This is a genomic window from Amycolatopsis sp. WAC 04197, from assembly GCF_003947475.1.
Taxonomy (GTDB): Bacteria; Actinomycetota; Actinomycetes; order Mycobacteriales; family Pseudonocardiaceae; genus Amycolatopsis; species Amycolatopsis japonica.
In genome coordinates this window covers 223,452-240,046 of record NZ_QHJK01000006.1, presented here as the reverse complement: position 1 = coordinate 240,046, position 16,595 = coordinate 223,452, and the positions used below count along the sequence as shown (strand labels likewise).

The window sequence follows — 16,595 nt, the reverse complement described above, 5'->3', positions numbered from 1 at the left end:
CCTGGTGCCCGTGAACTGGACAGTGGACGTTCCCGTCGACACGCTCCCCGAACTGCCACCCCTGCCGCCCGAGCTGCGTGACCGGCTCGACGACGCGCTTTCCCGGCCCGCCGCGCAGCAGCCCGAGTGGCCGGACGCCGAGCTGACGAAGCGCGTACGCGGCGTGCTGGAGAGCGTGCCGCCGATCACCGTCCCCGCCGAGATCGACCGGCTTTCGGACCGGCTCGCCATGGTCGCCCGCGGTGAGGCGTTCCTGCTGCAGGGCGGCGACTGCGCGGAGACGTTCGAGTCGAACACCGAGCCGCATATCCGCGCCAACCTGCGCACCCTGCTGCAGATGGCCGTCGTCCTCACCTACGGCGCGAGCCTGCCGGTGGTGAAGGTCGGCCGGATCGCCGGCCAGTACGCGAAGCCGCGTTCGGCCTCCACCGACGCGCTCGGCCTGCCGGTGTACCGCGGCGACATCATCAACTCGCTCGTCGCCAAGCCCGAACTGCGGGTGCCCGACCCCGGCCGGATGATCCGCGCCTACGCGAACGCGGGCGCCGCGATGAACCTCGTCCGCGCGCTCACCGGCGCCGGTATGGCGGATCTGCACCAGGTGCACGACTGGAACAAGGACTTCGTGAAGTCCTCGCCCGCCAGCGAGCGCTACGAGGCGCTGGCCTCGGAAATCGACCGCGGCCTGCGGTTCATGTCGGCCTGCGGCGTCACCGACACCTCGCTCCAGTCCACCGAGATCTTCGCCAGCCACGAGGCGCTGCTGCTGGACTACGAGCGCTCCATGCTGCGGATGGACCGCGCGGACGCGGCGAACCCCAAGCTGTACAACCTGTCCTCGCACTTCCTGTGGGTGGGCGAGCGGACGAGGCAGCTCGACGGCGCGCACATCGCCTTCGCCGAACTGCTGGCCAACCCGATCGGTCTCAAGATCGGCCCGACGACCACGCCCGAGCAGGCCGTCGAGTACGTCCGGCGGCTCGACCCGCGCAACGAGCCCGGCCGCCTGACGCTGATCGCCCGGATGGGCAACGGCAAGGTGCGCGAGGTGCTGCCCGCGATCGTCGAGAAGGTCGAGGCGTCCGGGCACAAGGTCATCTGGCAGTGCGACCCGATGCACGGCAACACGCACGAGGCTTCGACCGGCTACAAGACCCGGCACTTCGACCGGATCGTGGACGAGGTGCAGGGCTTCTTCGAGGTGCACCGCAAGCTCGGCACCTACCCCGGCGGCATCCACGTCGAGCTGACCGGCGAGGACGTCACCGAATGCCTGGGCGGCGCGCAGGAGATCTCGGATCTGGACCTTTCGGGCCGGTACGAGACCGCGTGCGACCCGCGGCTGAACACGCAGCAGTCGCTGGAGCTGGCGTTCCTGGTCGCGGAGATGCTGCGCGGCTGACCTGCCCTGGATGTCATGAAAGGGTCGTTCAGGACAAAAAATGTCCTGAACGACCCTTTCATGACACTTGGCGCTAGGCGGTGTCCAGCAGGCGCGAAGCGGACTTGAGCACGCCGTCCCGCAGCGAACCCACGTCCGAGACCGCCGCCCCGTTCGCCTGTAGTCCGATGTGGACCGAGTCGCGATAGGTCGCCACCGCGATTCCGAGCGCCTGCCGCGGCGCCAGCGGCACGAACGGGTACACGCCCGAAACCTTCGTCCCGTCCAGGGTGAGGCGGTTGGGCGGCACCGGCACCGTGGTCACCACGAGGTCGAACAGCAGCGGCGCGGCCAGCCCGGCGGCCTTCGAACCGAGCCGGTGCAGCATCGGCGGCATCCGGTCGGCGAGCAGCGGGAAGGCGCCCGCGCCGCGCGCCGGGCCCGCGGCCTTGTTCCGGCTCATCTCGCGCTGGACGGCCAGCAGCCGCTCGACCGGATCGTCGAGGCCGACCGGCAGCTCGCAGAGGTACCCGGACAGCTTGTTCCCGCCGAGCTGCTCGGCGGACCGCCCGCGCACGCTGACCGGGATGAGCGCCCGCAGCGTCCGGTCGTCGGCGCGCTGACCGCGGTTGATCATCCATTCGCGCAGCGCGCCGCTGAGGATCGCCAGCACGACGTCGTTCGCGGTCCCGCCGTGGGCCCGGCGGATCCGCCGGATCTCGGCGGTGTCCAGCCGCACGAGGCCGAGCCGTCGTTCGGTCGACGGCGGCGCGCTGATCGGGGACAGCGGCGAACGCGTCGCGCGCACCACCGACGACGCGATCCCGGCCTGGGCCAGCGTCGAGCCGACCGCTTCCTTGACCGCGTCCACAGGGGACCGTGGCGGGGGCGGCACGGACCCGCTGTGCGGACGCCTCGGCGCACGCGGCAGATCGTCGAGCAGGCCGACGGCGACGGCGTACGCGCCCGCACCGTCGGTCAGCGCGTGGTGCAGTTTCAGCAGCAACGCGAACTCGCCGTCCGGCAGGCCGGTGACGAGATGCAAGTCCCACAACGGTTTTCCGGTGTCGAGTGGCCGTCCCATCCATCGTGACGCGTAGGCGGAGAGCGGGTCCGGTTCGTACAGGGAGCTCAGGTGGTGATGTGAAATATGTTCACTGGCAACGAAATCCGGGTCTTCGGCCCAGATCGCGGCGCCGGGCGGGAACAGTGCGGTGCGGGGACGCTGACGCAGCTTGGGGAGCCGCGCCGCCCGCTCGGCGAGCAGCGTGGTCAGCTCGCGCGCGTGCACCTGCCCGTGCGGACGGAAGGTGACCACCGCCCCCATGTGCATGGGCGTCGTTTCGCTTTCCAGGCAAAGGAAAGCGACATCGAGTGCGCTCAGCTGCAGGCCTGACATCAGTGACCTTTCTCCGGGAACCGGCGGGCGATGGGCACAACTGCACCAGCCTGACATGACGGGCGGGTGGTCGTCATGTTTCCTGGGCGCTAACTACCGTGGGGTTCACTCGAACGATGGGATCACGTTCGGACATGGACCACGGCTCTGCGACAGATGGTGGACAGTGCCTCCCCGGGTAACTCGTTAGCGGATCATCCGAGGAAACCGGCAGACTGCACGACCATGACCGACGAACCGAAGCGCCCCGAACCGCCGCTCACCGGCGACGAGCGCACCCAGCTGAACGGCTTCCTCGACTTCCTCCGCGCCACCGTCGTGTGGAAATGCTCCGGCCTCACCGACGAGCAGGCCCGGCGGCCGCTCGTGCCCAGCGAACTGACCACCGTCGCCGGTCTGCTCGGGCATCTGACCCTCGTCGAGCAGTACTGGTTCAACGTGGTGCTCGGCGGGCAGGAGGACGTCTGGAAGGAGGCGCTGGAGGCCGATCCGGACGCCGAGTTCCGGGTCGCCATGCAGACCCCGATCGAGCAGCTGATCGCCGCCTACGAGGCCGAGTGCGAGCGCAGCCGCAAGATCGTCGAAGCGATGGGGCTGGACGACGAGGTCCCCTTCCGCGGCGACCGCAAGGTCAACGTCCGGTTCGTGGTCGCGCACATGATCGAGGAGACCGGCAGGCATGCCGGCCACCTCGACCTGTTGCGTGAGATGACGGACGGTCTCACCGGGGAGTGACGCGGCGAGGGGGCAGCGGGAAGAACCCGCTGGTCCGCTCGACGTACGTCGCGTATCCCGGCCGCGAACGCCGCAAACCCTTCTCCAGCAAAGGTTTTCCGGTCCCCTTGGCCAGCGTGTACGTCATCGCGATCGGCGACAGCACGGTCGCCGCCCCCACCCAGCTCGAACACGCCAGCAGGTACAGGCCCCACCACACGCACGCGTCCCCGAAGTAGTTGGGATGCCGGGTGTAGCGCCACAGCCCGCTGTCGAGCACCTTCCCCTTGTTGCCCGGGTCGGCCTTGAACCGGCGCAACTGCTCGTCGCCGATCGTCTCGAACCCGAAGCCGACCAGCCACACCGCGACGCCCAGCCACGCCGTCACCCCGAAGGTGTCGCCGTACATCGCGAACTGGACCGGCAGCGAGACGAACCAGAGCACCACGGCCTGCACCAGGTACACGCGGACGAACAGCTTGAGCGCCGGATTCGGGCCGGCGCTCTCGGCCATCCGCACATAGCGCGGGTCTTCGGGCAAGTTGTGGTTGCGCAGGTGGAGGTGGACGCCGAGGCGTACGCCCCAGACCGCGGTCAGCAGCGCGGTGACCACGCGCAGCGCGATCGACCCGTCCCCGAGCGGTGCCGCCACCAGCGCGACGAGCGCGAAGCCCGGGCCCCACAGCGTGTCGACGGTGTCGTACCGCTTCCGCCATCGCGCGATGCCGAAGGTGACGACGAAGGCCAGCAGCGTCACGCCCGCCGTGACCGCGAGTGTCCCGCCGAGGGGCATCAGGACCACTCCCGGGTGGCGGGCAGCGCGCTCAAGCCCTCTTCCGACGAACGGACCGCGAGGATCTGGTCCACGCCCATTCGGTTCTCCTCGAACGCGAGCGCCCCGCCGACCAGGTATAGCCGCCAGACCCGGGCGCCGGATTCACCGATCAGCGCGACGACGTCGTCCCAGTTGCTTTCGAGCGTCTTCTCCCAGGCCCGGACCGTGCGCACGTAGTGCTCTCGCAACGCGTGGACGTCGCGGATCTCGAATCCGGCGGTCTCCAGATGCCCGAGCGTGCGGCTCAGCGGCCGCATCGTCATGTCGGGGGCGATGTAGCGTTCGATGAACGCGCCGCCGCCGGGCGCCACCGCGCCGCGCGACATCTGCTGCAGGACCAGCCGTCCGGTGGGCTTGAGCATCCGGTACAGCGTCCGCGTGTACTCCGGGTAGTTCTCCTCGCCGACGTGTTCACCCATCTCGATGGAGGCGACGGCGTCGAAGGGCTCGTCACGCAGTTCGCGATAGTCCTGCCGCCGGACCTCGACGCGATCCTCCAGATCGTGCTGGACGAGGCGGCCGCGGACGTGCTGCAGCTGCTCCGCCGACAGCGTGATCCCGACGGCGGTCACGCCGTGATGCTTCGCCGCGTGCACCAGGAGCGAGCCCCAGCCGCAGCCGACGTCGAGCAGCCGCATCCCCGGGCGCAGGCCGAGTTTGCGGCAGATCAGTTCGAGCTTGTCCCACTGGGCCTGCTCGAGGTCGTAACCCTCGTCCTCGGACGTCCAGTACGCCGACGAGTAGGCCATCGATTCGTCCATCAACAGCTGGTAGAAGGCGTTGCTGAGGTCGTAGTGGTGCGCGATCGCCGACTTGTCGCGGAGCAGGGTGTGCAGCTTCCCCGACAGCCGGGCCTCCTCGGCGGGCGGCTTGGGCGGCGGCCCGGCGACACCGAGGCTCACCGCGAGACGCAAGGCCTCGGCCCAGTCGCGCGGGCCGAGCTTCGCGCCGCGCACGGCGCCCGAACGGGTCAGCGCCCAGATCCGGCGGAATCCGTCGGCGAGATCGCCCTCCACGTCGAGATCACCCGAGACGTACGCCCTGGCCAGACCCAATTCGCCGGGGGCGTAGAGGAGACGGCGCAGGGCCCGGCGGTTGTGGAGTACCACGGTCGGGGCATCCGGCGGACCGGCGCGTACGCCATCCCAGGTACGCAAACCGACCGGAAGGGCACCACCGAGGAGCCGCTCGACGAACGGGGCTAGGCGGGACACGGGACTGTTCGGCATAGTCGTCATTCGCTCCCGGACCGGAAAGGGATGGGTCGGATGCCGAGCCGGTTCACGAGATCCAATCCTCGCCCGATCCGGCTCCGAATGCTTCACGTGCACACCAAGGGTCAACGCATCGGAGTAATCGGCAGCGGCGTTGCCGGCCTCACGGCCGCCTATCTGCTGCAACGCCGCTACGAGGTACTGCTGTTCGAAGCCGAGGACAGGCTGGGCGGGCACGCGCACACCCACGATGTCCCGAGCGCGCACGGCGGCACCGTCGGCGTCGACTCCGGATTCATCGTGCACAACGAGCGCACCTACCCGAACCTGCTCCGCCTGTTCGCCGAACTGGGCGTCGCCACCCGCGACACCGAGATGTCGATGAGCATCCGCTGCGACGGCTGCGGGCTCCAGTACGCCGGCGCGAAGGGCCTGAAGGGCCTGTTCGCGCAGCCGCGCAACGTCGCACGGGGCCGCTACCTGCGGATGCTCGCCGACGTCAAGCGCTTCCACCGGCACGCGAGGCGCGTCCTCGAAGCGCCCGAGGCCGGAGACGTCACCCTCGGCGCCTTCCTCGCGATCGGCGGGTACACGAAGTACTTCGTCGACCACTTCATGCTCCCGGTCGTTTCGACCGTCTGGTCCGCCGACCGGACCGACACGCTCAAGTACCCCGCGCGCTACCTGTTCGAGTTCCTCCGCAACCACGGGATGCTGTCGGTCGGCGGGTCCCCGAAGTGGCGCACTGTCGTCGGCGGCTCCCGCGAGTACGTCGAGCGGGCCGCCAAACAGCTGACCGCGGTGCATCTGTCGACTCCGGTCCGCTCGGTCAAGCGCACCGCGCGGGGGATCGAGGTCCGCGACGACGCCGACACGCGGCACCGGCTCGACAAGGTCGTCCTGGCCACGCACGCGGACCAGGCGCTGAAGCTGCTCGCGTCGCCGACCGCGGCCGAGCGCGACGTCCTCGCGGCCTTCCGGTACTCCAGCAACGAGGCGTGGCTGCACACCGACACCGGCGTGCTCCCGACGGCGGAATCGGCGCGGGCGGGCTGGAACTACGCGACGCCGTTCTGCGGTGCCCATCACGGCGCGGTCCAGGTGTCCTACGACATGAACCGCCTGATGCGGCTCGACGAGCCGACCGGCTACGTCGTCACGCTCAACCCGGGCACCGGCCCGGCCGACGGCTCGGTGCTGGCCAAGATGACCTACGAACATCCCGTCTACACGCCGGAATCCGTGGCCGCCCAGCGCCGTCTGCCCGAACTGAACGACGGCACGGTCGCCTTCGCCGGCGCGTACCACGGCTGGGGATTCCACGAGGACGGCTGCGCGTCCGGTGTCCGCGCGGCCGAGAACTTCGGGGTGCGATGGTGACCGTCATGGCCGTGCTCTACGACTCCACAGTGGCGCATGTCCGGCGCGTCGAGCCGTCGATCTCGTTCGCCCACCGGATCTACCTGTGGTTCGTCGACCTCGATGTGCCGCCGAAGCTGCCGTGGTGGCTTCGCCCCTTCGCCCGCTTCGACTCGCGAGACCACTTCGCGCCCGAGGACACCTCCAGCATCCGGTCCAAATTGGACCGCTGGCTCGCGGCGCGCGGCGTCGACCTCCGCGGCGGCCGGGTGCTGATGCTGGCCGGCGCGCGGATGCTCGGCCACAACTTCAACCCGATCACCCTGTACTGGTGCCACCGGCCCGACGGCGAACTCGAATGCGTCGTCGCCGAGGTCCACAACACCTACGGGGGCAGGCACGCGTACCTCCTTCGCCCCGACGACGACGGGAACGCCTTCGCGGACAAGGAGTTCTACGTCTCGCCGTTCCAGTCGATGGACGGCGAGTACCGGATGGCGGTGCCCAGACCGGAGTCGCTGCTTTCGGTCAAGATCGCCCTGCTCCAGGATGGGAAAACGCCGTTGATCGCGTCGTTGCGCGGCGTGCGACGCCCCGCCACCGCCAAGTGGCTGGCGCACATGCTGATCACCCGTCCGCTCATGCCGCACCGGGTCTCCGCGCTGATCCGGCGGCATGGGGTCAAACTGTGGTTGAAGAAGGCGCCGATCACCCCACGGACGCCGCAGACGGCCGGAGGCAGGCTTGATGGATGAATCGGCACGCCCGCGCCGGATGGCGCCCGTCCCCGGTGACGGCGAACCGGCAGGCCCGACGGCGGAGGACCTGCTCGTCCGGGTTGCGAAGGGGGACGAACGGGCCTTCGACGCCTTGTACGACCGGCTCGCCGGGCCGGTCCTCGGCCTCGTGCGGCGGATCCTCCGTGACACCGCGCAGTCCGAAGAGGTCACGCAGGAGGTCATGGTGGAGCTGTGGCGCACGGCCACGCGCTACTCCCCGGAGCGGGGGAGCGCGCTGAACTGGGCCATGACGCTCGCACACCGCCGCGCCGTCGACCGCGTCCGCTCGGCGCGCGCCAGTTCGGACCGCGAGGTCAAGGCGACCTTCGAGGCCGCCCGCGCGCGGCCCTTCGACGAGGTGGCCGAGGCCGTCGCGGCCCGTTGGGAGCGTTCGCAGGTACGCCGTTGCCTGACCACCCTCACCGAGCTGCAACGGGAATCCGTCCTGCTCGCCTACTACCAGGGCTATACCTATCGCGAGGTCTCAGAGGTGCTGCAGACCCCGCACGGAACCATCAAGACCCGGCTCCGGGACGGCCTGATCAGGCTCCGGGACTGTTTGGGGGTGACGGCATGACCATGCCCGAAATGCACACGCTCACCGGCGCGTACGCCGTCGACGCGTTGTCCGAAGTGGAGCGAGCGCAGTTCCAGCGCCACCTCGCCGAGTGCGCCTCGTGCGCGCAGGAGGTCCTCGAACTGCAGATGACGGCGACCCGGCTCGGTGCCGCGCTGGCCGAAGACCCGCCGCCCGAACTCAAACGCCGCGTGCTCGCCGAGGCGATGGCGACCAGGCAGCAGCCGCCGAAGACGCGCTTCGGCGCGGGCGAGCGCGTCAAGGACCGGCGTCGCGCCCCGCGCTGGGCGATCGCCGCGGTGGCCGCGGCCGTCGTCGGGCTCGCGGGCACCGCCGTGTTCGGCGGGATCGCCTACGACAACCACTCGCAGCTGACGGCCGCGCGAGAGCGTGCGGCGCAGTACGCGGAGCGCTACGCCCCGGTCGCCGACGTCCTTTCGGCCGCCGACCTCCGGACCGGGCACGCCGAGACCTCGGCCGGCGGCGGTGGCACCGTGATGATGTCGCGCGCGAAGGACCGGCTGGTGTTCATGGCGGCGCAGCTGCCGGCGAACGAACCGGGCCGGACCTATCAGGCCTGGCTCATGTACCCGGGTGCCGCGCCCAAGCCCGCCGGGCTCATTCCCGGTGGTCAGGACGGTGCGCTGCTGGTCGCCGACGGGCTCGGCGGGGCGGAGAAGTTCGCGCTCAGCGTCGAACAGGCCGGTGGATCACCGACCGGGACGCCGTCGAAGGACGTCGTCATGGTCATGTCGATGCCCACCTGATGCCCACCTGATCTTCGCTTTTACCAGGCCGCCGTTCGCCGCCGCCACCGGGTCTCGCTCTTGCGCCCGCGAACATGTTGTGGCAAAACACCTTTGCGACACACGGCGTGGCTACTGGATTCGAGCCAGCCTGGTGCATACCGTCCTGCTTCAACGTCGGCAGTTGACATAACTCTCAATCTGAACTTCAGCTCGAGGGTTCGGTACAGGCTCAGCGACCGGCGGGCAGCACGGGCACACACGATCAGGAAGGCGGCCCCGATGACGCCCCCGCACAACTACCTTGCGGTGATCAAGGTCGTCGGTATCGGCGGCGGCGGCGTGAACGCCGTGAACCGCATGATCGAGGTCGGCCTCAAGGGCGTCGAGTTCATCGCGGTGAACACCGACGCGCAGGCACTGCTCATGTCCGACGCCGACGTCAAGCTCGACATCGGCCGGGAACTGACCCGCGGCCTCGGTGCCGGCGCCGCCCCCGAGGTGGGGCAGAAGGCCGCCGAGGACCACCGCGAAGAGATCGAAGAGGTCATCAAGGGCGCCGACATGGTGTTCGTGACCGCGGGCGAGGGCGGTGGCACCGGCACCGGTGGCGCGCCGGTCGTCGCCCAGATCGCCCGCAAACTCGGCGCGCTGACCATCGGCGTCGTCACCCGCCCGTTCACCTTCGAGGGCAAGCGCCGCAGCAAGCAGGCCGAAGAGGGCATCCAGCAGCTGCGCAACGAATGCGACACGCTCATCGTGATCCCGAACGACCGGCTGCTGCAGCTGGGCGACATCGGCGTCTCGCTGATGGACGCCTTCCGTTCGGCGGACGAGGTGCTGCTTTCGGGTGTCCAGGGCATCACCGACCTGATCACCACGCCGGGTCTGATCAACCTGGACTTCGCCGACGTCAAGAGCGTCATGTCCGGCGCGGGTTCCGCGCTGATGGGCATCGGCTCGGCGCGCGGCGAGGGCCGGGCGATCCAGGCCGCGGAGAAGGCGATCAACTCGCCGCTGCTGGAAGCGTCGATGGACGGGGCGCACGGCGCGCTGCTGTCGATCGCGGGCGGATCGGACCTCGGCCTGTTCGAGATCAACGAAGCCGCCTCGCTGGTGCAGGAGTCCGCGCACCCCGACGCCAACATCATCTTCGGGACGATCATCGACGACTCGCTCGGCGACGAGGTCCGGGTCACCGTGATCGCGGCCGGTTTCGACGCCGGCACCCCGACCCACAAGAAGCTCGACCCGCCCGCGTTCGGCTCCCGCACGAACTCGACCGCGTCCGCGCAGGCCGGTCAGGTCAACGCCGGCGGGGCGACCCCGGTGCAGAGCCCGCCTTCGGGCGCCACGCCGGTGCCGTCGACCGGGTCGAACGGCTACCCGGTCGCGCCGCCGCGTACGCACACCCCGATGCCGTCCGCCCGCAACGAGGGCAACGGCTCGCTGAGTGGCGGGCTCCCGCAGCCCGGCGGCGGTTCGCGCGGCTACTCGCCGATCGGGTCGAACACGAACCACGGCAGCCTGCCCGGCCGCGCGACCCCGGTGCACGACGACCCGTCGGACGACGAGGTCGACGTGCCGCCGTTCATGCGCCGGTAGTTCGCCAGTACGTTCCGTGAAGGCCTCCTTGACTACAGTCGAGGGGGCCTTCACTCAGGTCTAGGAGGAAAAGCGTGCGGGTACGGCGGGTCGTCACGACAAGGGCGGGCGGGGCTTCCCGCGCGCCTTACGACACCTTCAACCTCGGTGATCACGTCGGCGACGACGCGGGCGACGTCTACGCCAACCGCAAACGCCTCGCCACCGAACTCGGCCTCGCCGAGGACAGGCTGGCCTGGATGGAGCAGGTCCACGGCCGGACCGCGACCATCGTCGACGGTTCGGAGACCTCCGCCGCCGAAGCGACCGACGCGCTCGTGACGGCCGAGCCCGGCCTCGCGCTCGTGGTGCTTGTCGCCGACTGCGTACCTCTTCTGCTGGCCGACGCCGAAGCCGGTGTCGTCGCCGCCGTCCACGCGGGCCGCGTCGGCGCCAGGGTCGGTGTCGTCCCCGCCGCGGTCGAGGCGATGCGTTCGCTCGGCGCCGAACCGGCCAGGACCGAAGCACTGCTCGGTCCCGCGATCTGCGGCGACTGCTACGAAGTCCCCGCCGACATGGCCGCCGACGTCGAAAAGCACGTGCCGGGCAGCGCCTGCAAAACCCGCAAGGGCACGCCGGGGCTCGACCTGCGGGCCGGTCTCTGGCGGCAGCTGGCCGACCTCGGTGTCGGCAAGATCGGCGTGGATCCGCGCTGTACCAACGAAGACAAGACGCTCTTCAGCTTCCGTCGCGACGGCACCACGGGCCGGATCGCCGGGATCACCTGGCTGGACGCGTCATGAGTGACACCCGCAAGGGGGAACTCGCCGCTTCCCTCGCCGAAGTGGAAGAGCGGATCGCGGCCGCGTGCAAGTCCGCCGGCCGGGCCCGCGACGAGGTCAAACTGCTCGCGGTCACCAAGACCTTCCCGGCGCTCGACGCCGCGCTGCTCGCCGACCTCGGCGCGCTCGACCTCGCCGAGAACCGCGATCAGGAAGCGGGCGCGAAGGCCGAAGAGGTCGCCGGTCTGCGCCCGGACGCCCGGATCCGCTGGCATATGGTCGGCAGCCTGCAGCGGAACAAGGCCAAATCGGTCGTGCGGTGGGCCGACGAGGTCCAGTCCGTCGATTCCGAACGGCTGGCCGAGGCACTCGCGAAGGCGACCAAGTCGGCCCTCGATTCCGGGCAACGCGAGCACCCGCTGGACGTCCTCATTCAAGTAAGTCTCGATGACGATCCGAAGCGCGGGGGCATTCGGTTGAGCGACGTGAGCCATTTGGCGGAGCGGATAGCCCATGTGGGTGATATTCGCCTCCGGGGGCTTATGGCGGTCGCGCCGCTGGGTACTGATCCCGCGGAGGCGTTCGGGAAACTCGCCCGAGCGTCGGAGCGTCTACGGGAAGAACACCCAAATGCCCGTGAGATCTCCGCCGGAATGAGCAATGATCTCGAGCAGGCGATCGCGCACGGGTCGACCTGTGTGCGTGTCGGAACCGCGTTGCTCGGTGGACGCGGTTTAGCCTCGCCTTAGGGAATACCGTCCCGTCGTTACGGGGAGTGGCGGCGAGGGCGGGGGAGTACGTGCGGGACGCGGCTAAGGCTAGGGAGAGGCATGAGCGCGCTGCAGAAGCTGAAGGCCTACTTCGGGATGGTGCCCGCGGACGAAGACGGCTATGACGTCGAGGATGAGTACCGGCGAGGCTACGCCGACGACGAGTACGACTACGACGACGAGCCGCCGGCCCGGTCACGGGGTGGACGTTACCGGGACGAAGTTGACACTTACGACGAGCCCGCGCCCCGGCCTCGGTCACGCTCCGTGGCCAGTCCGGAGCCGGCCGTCCACGGAGCGCTGGCGATGGACCGTCAGCCGGAGCCGGTCGCGCGGCTGCGGCCGGTCACCGAGCCGGTGCGTCCGGCGGTGCGTGACCCGTTGAGCCGGATCACGACGCTGCACCCGACGAGCTACGCGGAAGCGCGCGCGATCGGGGAGCACTACCGGGAGGGCATCCCGGTGATCATGAACCTCACGGAGATGGAGAACGCGGACGCGAAGCGTCTCGTCGACTTCGCCGCAGGGCTCGCTTTCGCGTTGCGCGGATCGATGGACAAGGTCACCAACAAGGTGTTCCTTCTCTCACCGCCCGATGTGGATGTCACCGCGGAGGACCGTCGGCGGATTGCCGAAGGCGGATTATTCCTGCGCGGCTGATCACCCGGTGACCGCTGAGCGCAGCCGGATGTGATTTTGTCGACTCATCGGCATCCGCGGCCCGTCGACCGCGTCTTTTGACGTGAGGCATGGCAGAGTGGTTACGTGAATGCTGTGTTGCTGGTCGTCTGGTACGTGCTGTTCGCCTTCTGGCTCCTGCTGACGGCACGGATCGTCGTCGAGCTCGTGCGTGCTTTCGCTCGCGAGTGGCGTCCTGCCGGAGGGGTTGCGGTAACGCTCGAGACCATCTACACAGTGACCGACCCACCGGTTCGTCTGTTCAGACGAATCATCCCGACCGTACGAATCGGCGGCGTCGGACTGGACTTATCGATTATGGTGCTGCTGTTGGTTGTGTTCTTCGCGATGCAGCTGGCAACGCCAGGGTGATTTTCGGGGAAGCCCCGGTGGACCTGCAGGCCATGGAGTGCGTGAGGTGATCTGATGTCGTTGACCCCCGCTGACGTGCATAACGTCGCGTTCAGCAAGCCGCCCATTGGCAAAAGGGGCTACAACGAGGACGAGGTGGACGCGTTCCTCGACCTGGTGGAGACCGAGCTTGCCCGGTTGATCGAGGACAACAACGAGCTGCGGCAGCAGGTCGAGCAGCTCGACAACGAGCTCGAGACCACGCGTGGTGAGCTCGAAAACGCCAAGGCCGGCGCCGTCGGCCCGCCGCCGCAGGTACGCGACGAGCCGTCGCGCCGCCTGGCGCCGGTGCCGCCGCCGCAGTCGGCGATGGAGCAGACCCAGGCCCACTCGATGGTGCCGGACAACGGGGAGCCCAACGTCCAGGCCGCGAAGGTGCTCGGGCTGGCGCAGGAAATGGCCGACCGGCTCACCGCCGAGGCCAAGACCGAGTCGGACGGCATGCTCGCCGAAGCCCGGACCAAGTCCGAGCAGCTGCTGTCGGACGCGCGGTCCAAGTCGGACTCGATGGTGAACGAGGCGCGCACGCGTGCCGAGACGATGCTGAACGACGCGCGGACCCGTGCCGAGACCTTGGAGCGCCAGGCGCGCGACAAGGCGACGACCATGGAGCGCGAGGCTCAGCGCAAGTACACCGAGACCATGAACAACATGAACGCGGAAAAGGGCTCGCTGGGCAAGAAGATCGAAGAGCTGCGCACGATCGAGCGGGAGTACCGCACGAGGCTGCGCGGGTTCCTCGAGTCCCAGCTGCGTGAGCTCGACGACCGCGGTTCGGCCGCTCCCGCCTCGGCGTCCTCGTCGAACTCGGGGCAGTCTTCGTCCTCCGGTAGCGGACAGGGTTACTCGTTCGGTCCTCGGGCCGAAGCGGGCTGATCTCTGCCCCGGTTTGTTTCTACACCGGTTTGTTTCTACACAGTGGAACGGCCTCGGCACTCTCCGGAGGGTCGGGGCCGTTTCGCTGTGGGCTCGTGTTGTAATTCACCGTGCTCTTCATCGTCCTGGTACTGGTACTGGCGGCTCTGGGGCTGCTCGTCGCGGCGCTCATCACCGCGAACTCCCTGTGGGCTTGGATTTCCATCGGCCTCTCCGTCGTCGCGGGGTTGCTGCTCCTCTTCGACTGGCTGCGCCGCCGGAAGAAGCGCGCGGCCGAGGCCCCCGCTGAAGAAGCGGCGGAAGACCCGGCCGAAGAGGACGAGCCCGCCGAGGGTGAGGAAAAGAAACCCGAGGACGTCGAGCAGACCGTCCTGATGCCCGCCGCGGGTGAACTCGGCGACGCGGAGGACACCCCTGAGCCGCAGCAAAGCGGAGACCCAGGCGAGGAGAAGAGCGACCCCGCGGATGTGGCGATCGTCTCCGAACTCGAGATCGAGGTCGTCGTCGTCGACGAGTACCCGCGCTATCACGTGACTTCGTGCGAGTGGCTCGAAACCCGGGACACCATCCCGCTCGGCATCGGCGAGGCGCGGCAGCTCGGGTTCACCCCGTGCGCGCTGTGCACCCCCGACGCCGAGATCGCCGGGAAGCACCGCGAGAAGGCTTAGAGCTTCTGCGCCGCTTCGCCGACCGCCACGACGTCGGCGGCGATCGTGTCGAGCACCAGGCGCTGTTCCTCGTCCGCGTCTCGGGGCACAGGGATCTCCGCGGCTTCTTCGGTGCCGAGCGTGCGCGCGGCCTCGTCCACGGCGTCCGCCGCTTCGGCCGATCCGGGCCGCAGCAAAAGCGACGACGCCGTGACGGACAGGCCGCGCAAGGCTTCGGCGGCCTTCTCCAGCGCGTCCCGTTGCCCGGGCGCGGGTTCCTTTGTGCCCGGCTCCGCCGCGAGCAGACCGTGATGGGCGATGGTGGCGGCACGGAACTCGCGGCCGAGCGTCCGCGGGTCGACGTCTTCGCCGCGTAGTTTCCGCGCCACCGAGCCGAGCAGCTCCCGGGTGGCGCCGACGGCGTTCTCGAACCGTTCCGCCGGACCGGGTTTCGGCACCCCGGGGATCGCGGCGAACCCGAACAGCAACGCGATGGCGCCGGCGAGGATCATCAGGAGCAGGTACTCGACGAGCACGTAACGCGGGTCGAGATGCCGGGTGGTCGCGTTCATGCCGACCGACATCAAGACCATGCAGCCGTTGAACACCGCAGGCCGCGTCTGCATGAACGAGAACCCGCCGAGGAGCGCGACGAGCCCGATCGGCAGCAGGAATCCTTGCGGCAGAAGCCAAAGAACGAGACTCAGGACGACGGCGCCACCGAGTGAACCGCCGATCCGCTGCCAGGCCTTGCCGAGGCTGTCCCGCCATTCCGGTTGCAGGATGGCGAAGGTGCCGAGCAGGAACGACACGGTGAGCGGGTCGCCGGGCCGGAAACTCGCGACCACCAAGGCCAAACCGACGCCGAGCCCGCAACGGAGCGCGTGCCGGAACTGCGCCGACTGCCAGGAAAACGCGCCACCCAGCTCGATCCTGCGCAGTTCCTTGCGGAGTCCCTTCGGAACGTCCACACGCGACTCGTCACGTTCGGTCGCCGCGGTCCGGATGGTTTCGAGTGCCTCCCAGAGCGCGGTGACCAGCCTCGCCGTGGCACCGGGCAGACCGCCGGGTTCGTTACGCCGCACCGGTTCGACGTCACTCGGCGCTGTGGGGCTTCGGACGGCTTCGGCCAGCCGGGCGGCTTCTTCCGTGGCGGCGTCGAGCGTTTCGCCGATCTCCTTGCTGTCCAGCCGTTTCCGGCGGATCTCCAGCAACCCCGTGGCCGCGCGATACCGGAACAGGCCACCGAGTACCCCGCCGGTCCAGCGACGGGGCCGATCCGCGAGCCAAAGCCTCGCCGCCCGCACCTGGGTCTCGGAAGTACCCGTCGAGAGCGCGTCGGCCAGCGCGTCACGGGTCGGCTTGGCGGGATCCTTCGCGCCCATCAGCACCCGCAACAGGATCACGACCCCCACCGCGACCGCGGGCGCGCCCAGGATCTGCCCCGCCGACGCCGTGCCCGTCAACTGGAAGCCGTACCCGAACAGCGACGCCATCCCGAGCCCCAGCCCGACCGTCACGAACCGCGGCCCGAGCACGGGCAGCAGACCGGCGACCACCACGATCGCCACCAGCAGCCCGATCGCCGCCCACTGCGACACCGCTCCCAGCAACCGCGGCACCCCGACCGCGAGGATCAGCGCGGGCGCGAACCACGCCAGCAACCGCAGATCCGCCCACAGCGGCCCGCCGACCGCCGCGATGAGACAGAAGAGCGCGGTCAGGGCGGCCAGGACGGCCGCGTTGCCCAGTCCCAAGAGGAACCCGAGCCCGCTGACGCCACCGAGGACGACCAGCAGGACGACGAGGAGTCCGGGCCCTTTCATCGGGCCACGCAGATCGG

General features: G+C 69.3%; 17 protein-coding genes. 13 read left to right on the top strand and 4 right to left on the bottom strand.

Annotated elements, in window-relative coordinates:
* The first annotated feature begins 10 nt into the window (after window positions 1-10).
* Window positions 11-1,402 carry a class II 3-deoxy-7-phosphoheptulonate synthase gene (locus DMC64_RS23325; RefSeq protein WP_037345701.1) on the top strand — a complete coding sequence of 464 codons (1,392 nt, stop codon included), beginning with the start codon at window positions 11-13 and terminating at the stop codon, window positions 1,400-1,402.
* Between the two features lie 73 nt (window positions 1,403-1,475).
* Here DMC64_RS23325 and DMC64_RS23320 read toward each other — a convergent pair whose 3' ends face one another.
* Window positions 1,476-2,780: a wax ester/triacylglycerol synthase family O-acyltransferase gene (locus DMC64_RS23320; RefSeq protein WP_199755066.1), complete on the bottom strand. Its 1,305-nt coding sequence runs from the start codon at window positions 2,778-2,780 to the stop codon at window positions 1,476-1,478.
* 225 nt (window positions 2,781-3,005) lie between these two features.
* Between DMC64_RS23320 and DMC64_RS23315 the strand changes: the two genes are divergently transcribed.
* Window positions 3,006-3,515, top strand: coding sequence for a DinB family protein (locus DMC64_RS23315; RefSeq protein WP_125735275.1), 510 nt, complete (start codon window positions 3,006-3,008; stop codon window positions 3,513-3,515).
* Here DMC64_RS23315 and DMC64_RS23310 read toward each other — a convergent pair.
* Window positions 3,502-4,287 carry a DUF1295 domain-containing protein gene (locus DMC64_RS23310; protein WP_125735274.1) on the bottom strand — a complete coding sequence of 262 codons (786 nt, stop codon included), beginning with the start codon at window positions 4,285-4,287 and terminating at the stop codon, window positions 3,502-3,504. The genes DMC64_RS23315 and DMC64_RS23310 overlap by 14 nt on opposite strands.
* Window positions 4,287-5,558, bottom strand: a complete 1,272-nt coding sequence (locus DMC64_RS23305) for a cyclopropane-fatty-acyl-phospholipid synthase family protein (RefSeq protein WP_125735273.1) — start codon at window positions 5,556-5,558, stop codon at window positions 4,287-4,289. Before DMC64_RS23305 ends, DMC64_RS23310 begins: the two co-directional genes overlap by 1 nt.
* A gap of 87 nt (window positions 5,559-5,645) precedes the next feature.
* Here DMC64_RS23305 and DMC64_RS23300 point away from each other — a divergent pair, with 87 nt between their 5' ends.
* From DMC64_RS23300 to DMC64_RS23250, 11 genes are all read left to right on the top strand, one after another.
* On the top strand, window positions 5,646-6,923 hold the full coding sequence (locus DMC64_RS23300; RefSeq protein WP_233629785.1) for an NAD(P)/FAD-dependent oxidoreductase: 1,278 nt from the start codon (window positions 5,646-5,648) through the stop codon (window positions 6,921-6,923).
* Window positions 6,917-7,657 carry a DUF1365 domain-containing protein gene (locus DMC64_RS23295; protein ID WP_125735271.1) on the top strand — a complete coding sequence of 247 codons (741 nt, stop codon included), beginning with the start codon at window positions 6,917-6,919 and terminating at the stop codon, window positions 7,655-7,657. The genes DMC64_RS23300 and DMC64_RS23295 overlap by 7 nt, the downstream gene beginning before the upstream one ends.
* A complete protein-coding gene (sigK, locus tag DMC64_RS23290) occupies window positions 7,650-8,258 on the top strand; it encodes an ECF RNA polymerase sigma factor SigK (RefSeq protein ID WP_063270978.1) in 609 nt (202 codons plus the stop codon). Before DMC64_RS23295 ends, sigK begins: the two co-directional genes overlap by 8 nt.
* The gene (locus tag DMC64_RS23285) at window positions 8,255-9,025 is read left to right on the top strand and encodes an anti-sigma factor domain-containing protein (RefSeq protein WP_125735270.1); all 771 of its coding nucleotides are present in this window, start codon (window positions 8,255-8,257) and stop codon (window positions 9,023-9,025) included. Before sigK ends, DMC64_RS23285 begins: the two co-directional genes overlap by 4 nt.
* A gap of 261 nt (window positions 9,026-9,286) precedes the next feature.
* Window positions 9,287-10,609 (top strand): cell division protein FtsZ, encoded by a 1,323-nt coding sequence (gene ftsZ, locus DMC64_RS23280; protein ID WP_016335933.1) that lies wholly within the window; start codon window positions 9,287-9,289, stop codon window positions 10,607-10,609.
* Between the two features lie 74 nt (window positions 10,610-10,683).
* Complete coding sequence (gene pgeF / locus DMC64_RS23275; RefSeq protein ID WP_016335932.1) at window positions 10,684-11,391, top strand: peptidoglycan editing factor PgeF; 708 nt, start codon at window positions 10,684-10,686, stop codon at window positions 11,389-11,391.
* The gene (locus DMC64_RS23270) at window positions 11,388-12,119 is read left to right on the top strand and encodes a YggS family pyridoxal phosphate-dependent enzyme (protein ID WP_037344907.1); all 732 of its coding nucleotides are present in this window, start codon (window positions 11,388-11,390) and stop codon (window positions 12,117-12,119) included. Before pgeF ends, DMC64_RS23270 begins: the two co-directional genes overlap by 4 nt.
* A gap of 81 nt (window positions 12,120-12,200) precedes the next feature.
* Window positions 12,201-12,800 (top strand): cell division protein SepF, encoded by a 600-nt coding sequence (locus DMC64_RS23265; protein WP_037344908.1) that lies wholly within the window; start codon window positions 12,201-12,203, stop codon window positions 12,798-12,800.
* Window positions 12,801-12,914: 114 nt separating this feature from the next.
* Window positions 12,915-13,190 (top strand): YggT family protein, encoded by a 276-nt coding sequence (locus DMC64_RS23260; RefSeq protein ID WP_005155180.1) that lies wholly within the window; start codon window positions 12,915-12,917, stop codon window positions 13,188-13,190.
* 54 nt (window positions 13,191-13,244) lie between these two features.
* Window positions 13,245-14,105, top strand: a complete 861-nt coding sequence (locus DMC64_RS23255; RefSeq protein WP_037344910.1) for a DivIVA domain-containing protein — start codon at window positions 13,245-13,247, stop codon at window positions 14,103-14,105.
* Window positions 14,106-14,215: 110 nt separating this feature from the next.
* A complete protein-coding gene (locus DMC64_RS23250; RefSeq protein ID WP_037344912.1) occupies window positions 14,216-14,773 on the top strand; it encodes a hypothetical protein in 558 nt (185 codons plus the stop codon).
* On the opposite strand, the gene DMC64_RS23245 is transcribed toward DMC64_RS23250, so the two are convergent.
* On the bottom strand, window positions 14,770-16,578 hold the full coding sequence (locus DMC64_RS23245) for an FUSC family protein (protein WP_125735269.1): 1,809 nt from the start codon (window positions 16,576-16,578) through the stop codon (window positions 14,770-14,772). The genes DMC64_RS23250 and DMC64_RS23245 overlap by 4 nt on opposite strands.
* Between the last annotated feature and the right edge of the window lie 17 nt (window positions 16,579-16,595).

Bases quoted from the DNA above. Each gene is read 5' to 3' on its own strand.
- ftsZ (WP_016335933.1), top strand. From the start codon at position 9,287: ATGACGCCCCCGCACAACTACCTTGCGGTGATCAAGGTCGTCGGTATC.
- DMC64_RS23300 (WP_233629785.1), top strand. From the start codon at position 5,646: ATGCTTCACGTGCACACCAAGGGTCAACGCATCGGAGTAATCGGCAGC.
- DMC64_RS23310 (WP_125735274.1), bottom strand. From the start codon at position 4,287: ATGCCCCTCGGCGGGACACTCGCGGTCACGGCGGGCGTGACGCTGCTG.
- DMC64_RS23295 (WP_125735271.1), top strand. From the start codon at position 6,917: ATGGTGACCGTCATGGCCGTGCTCTACGACTCCACAGTGGCGCATGTC.
- DMC64_RS23270 (WP_037344907.1), top strand. From the start codon at position 11,388: ATGAGTGACACCCGCAAGGGGGAACTCGCCGCTTCCCTCGCCGAAGTG.
- DMC64_RS23255 (WP_037344910.1), top strand. From the start codon at position 13,245: ATGTCGTTGACCCCCGCTGACGTGCATAACGTCGCGTTCAGCAAGCCG.
- DMC64_RS23265 (WP_037344908.1), top strand. From the start codon at position 12,201: ATGAGCGCGCTGCAGAAGCTGAAGGCCTACTTCGGGATGGTGCCCGCG.
- DMC64_RS23320 (WP_199755066.1), bottom strand. From the start codon at position 2,780: ATGTCAGGCCTGCAGCTGAGCGCACTCGATGTCGCTTTCCTTTGCCTG.
- DMC64_RS23285 (WP_125735270.1), top strand. From the start codon at position 8,255: ATGACCATGCCCGAAATGCACACGCTCACCGGCGCGTACGCCGTCGAC.
- sigK (WP_063270978.1), top strand. From the start codon at position 7,650: ATGGATGAATCGGCACGCCCGCGCCGGATGGCGCCCGTCCCCGGTGAC.
- DMC64_RS23315 (WP_125735275.1), top strand. From the start codon at position 3,006: ATGACCGACGAACCGAAGCGCCCCGAACCGCCGCTCACCGGCGACGAG.
- DMC64_RS23245 (WP_125735269.1), bottom strand. From the start codon at position 16,578: ATGAAAGGGCCCGGACTCCTCGTCGTCCTGCTGGTCGTCCTCGGTGGC.
- DMC64_RS23305 (WP_125735273.1), bottom strand. From the start codon at position 5,558: ATGCCGAACAGTCCCGTGTCCCGCCTAGCCCCGTTCGTCGAGCGGCTC.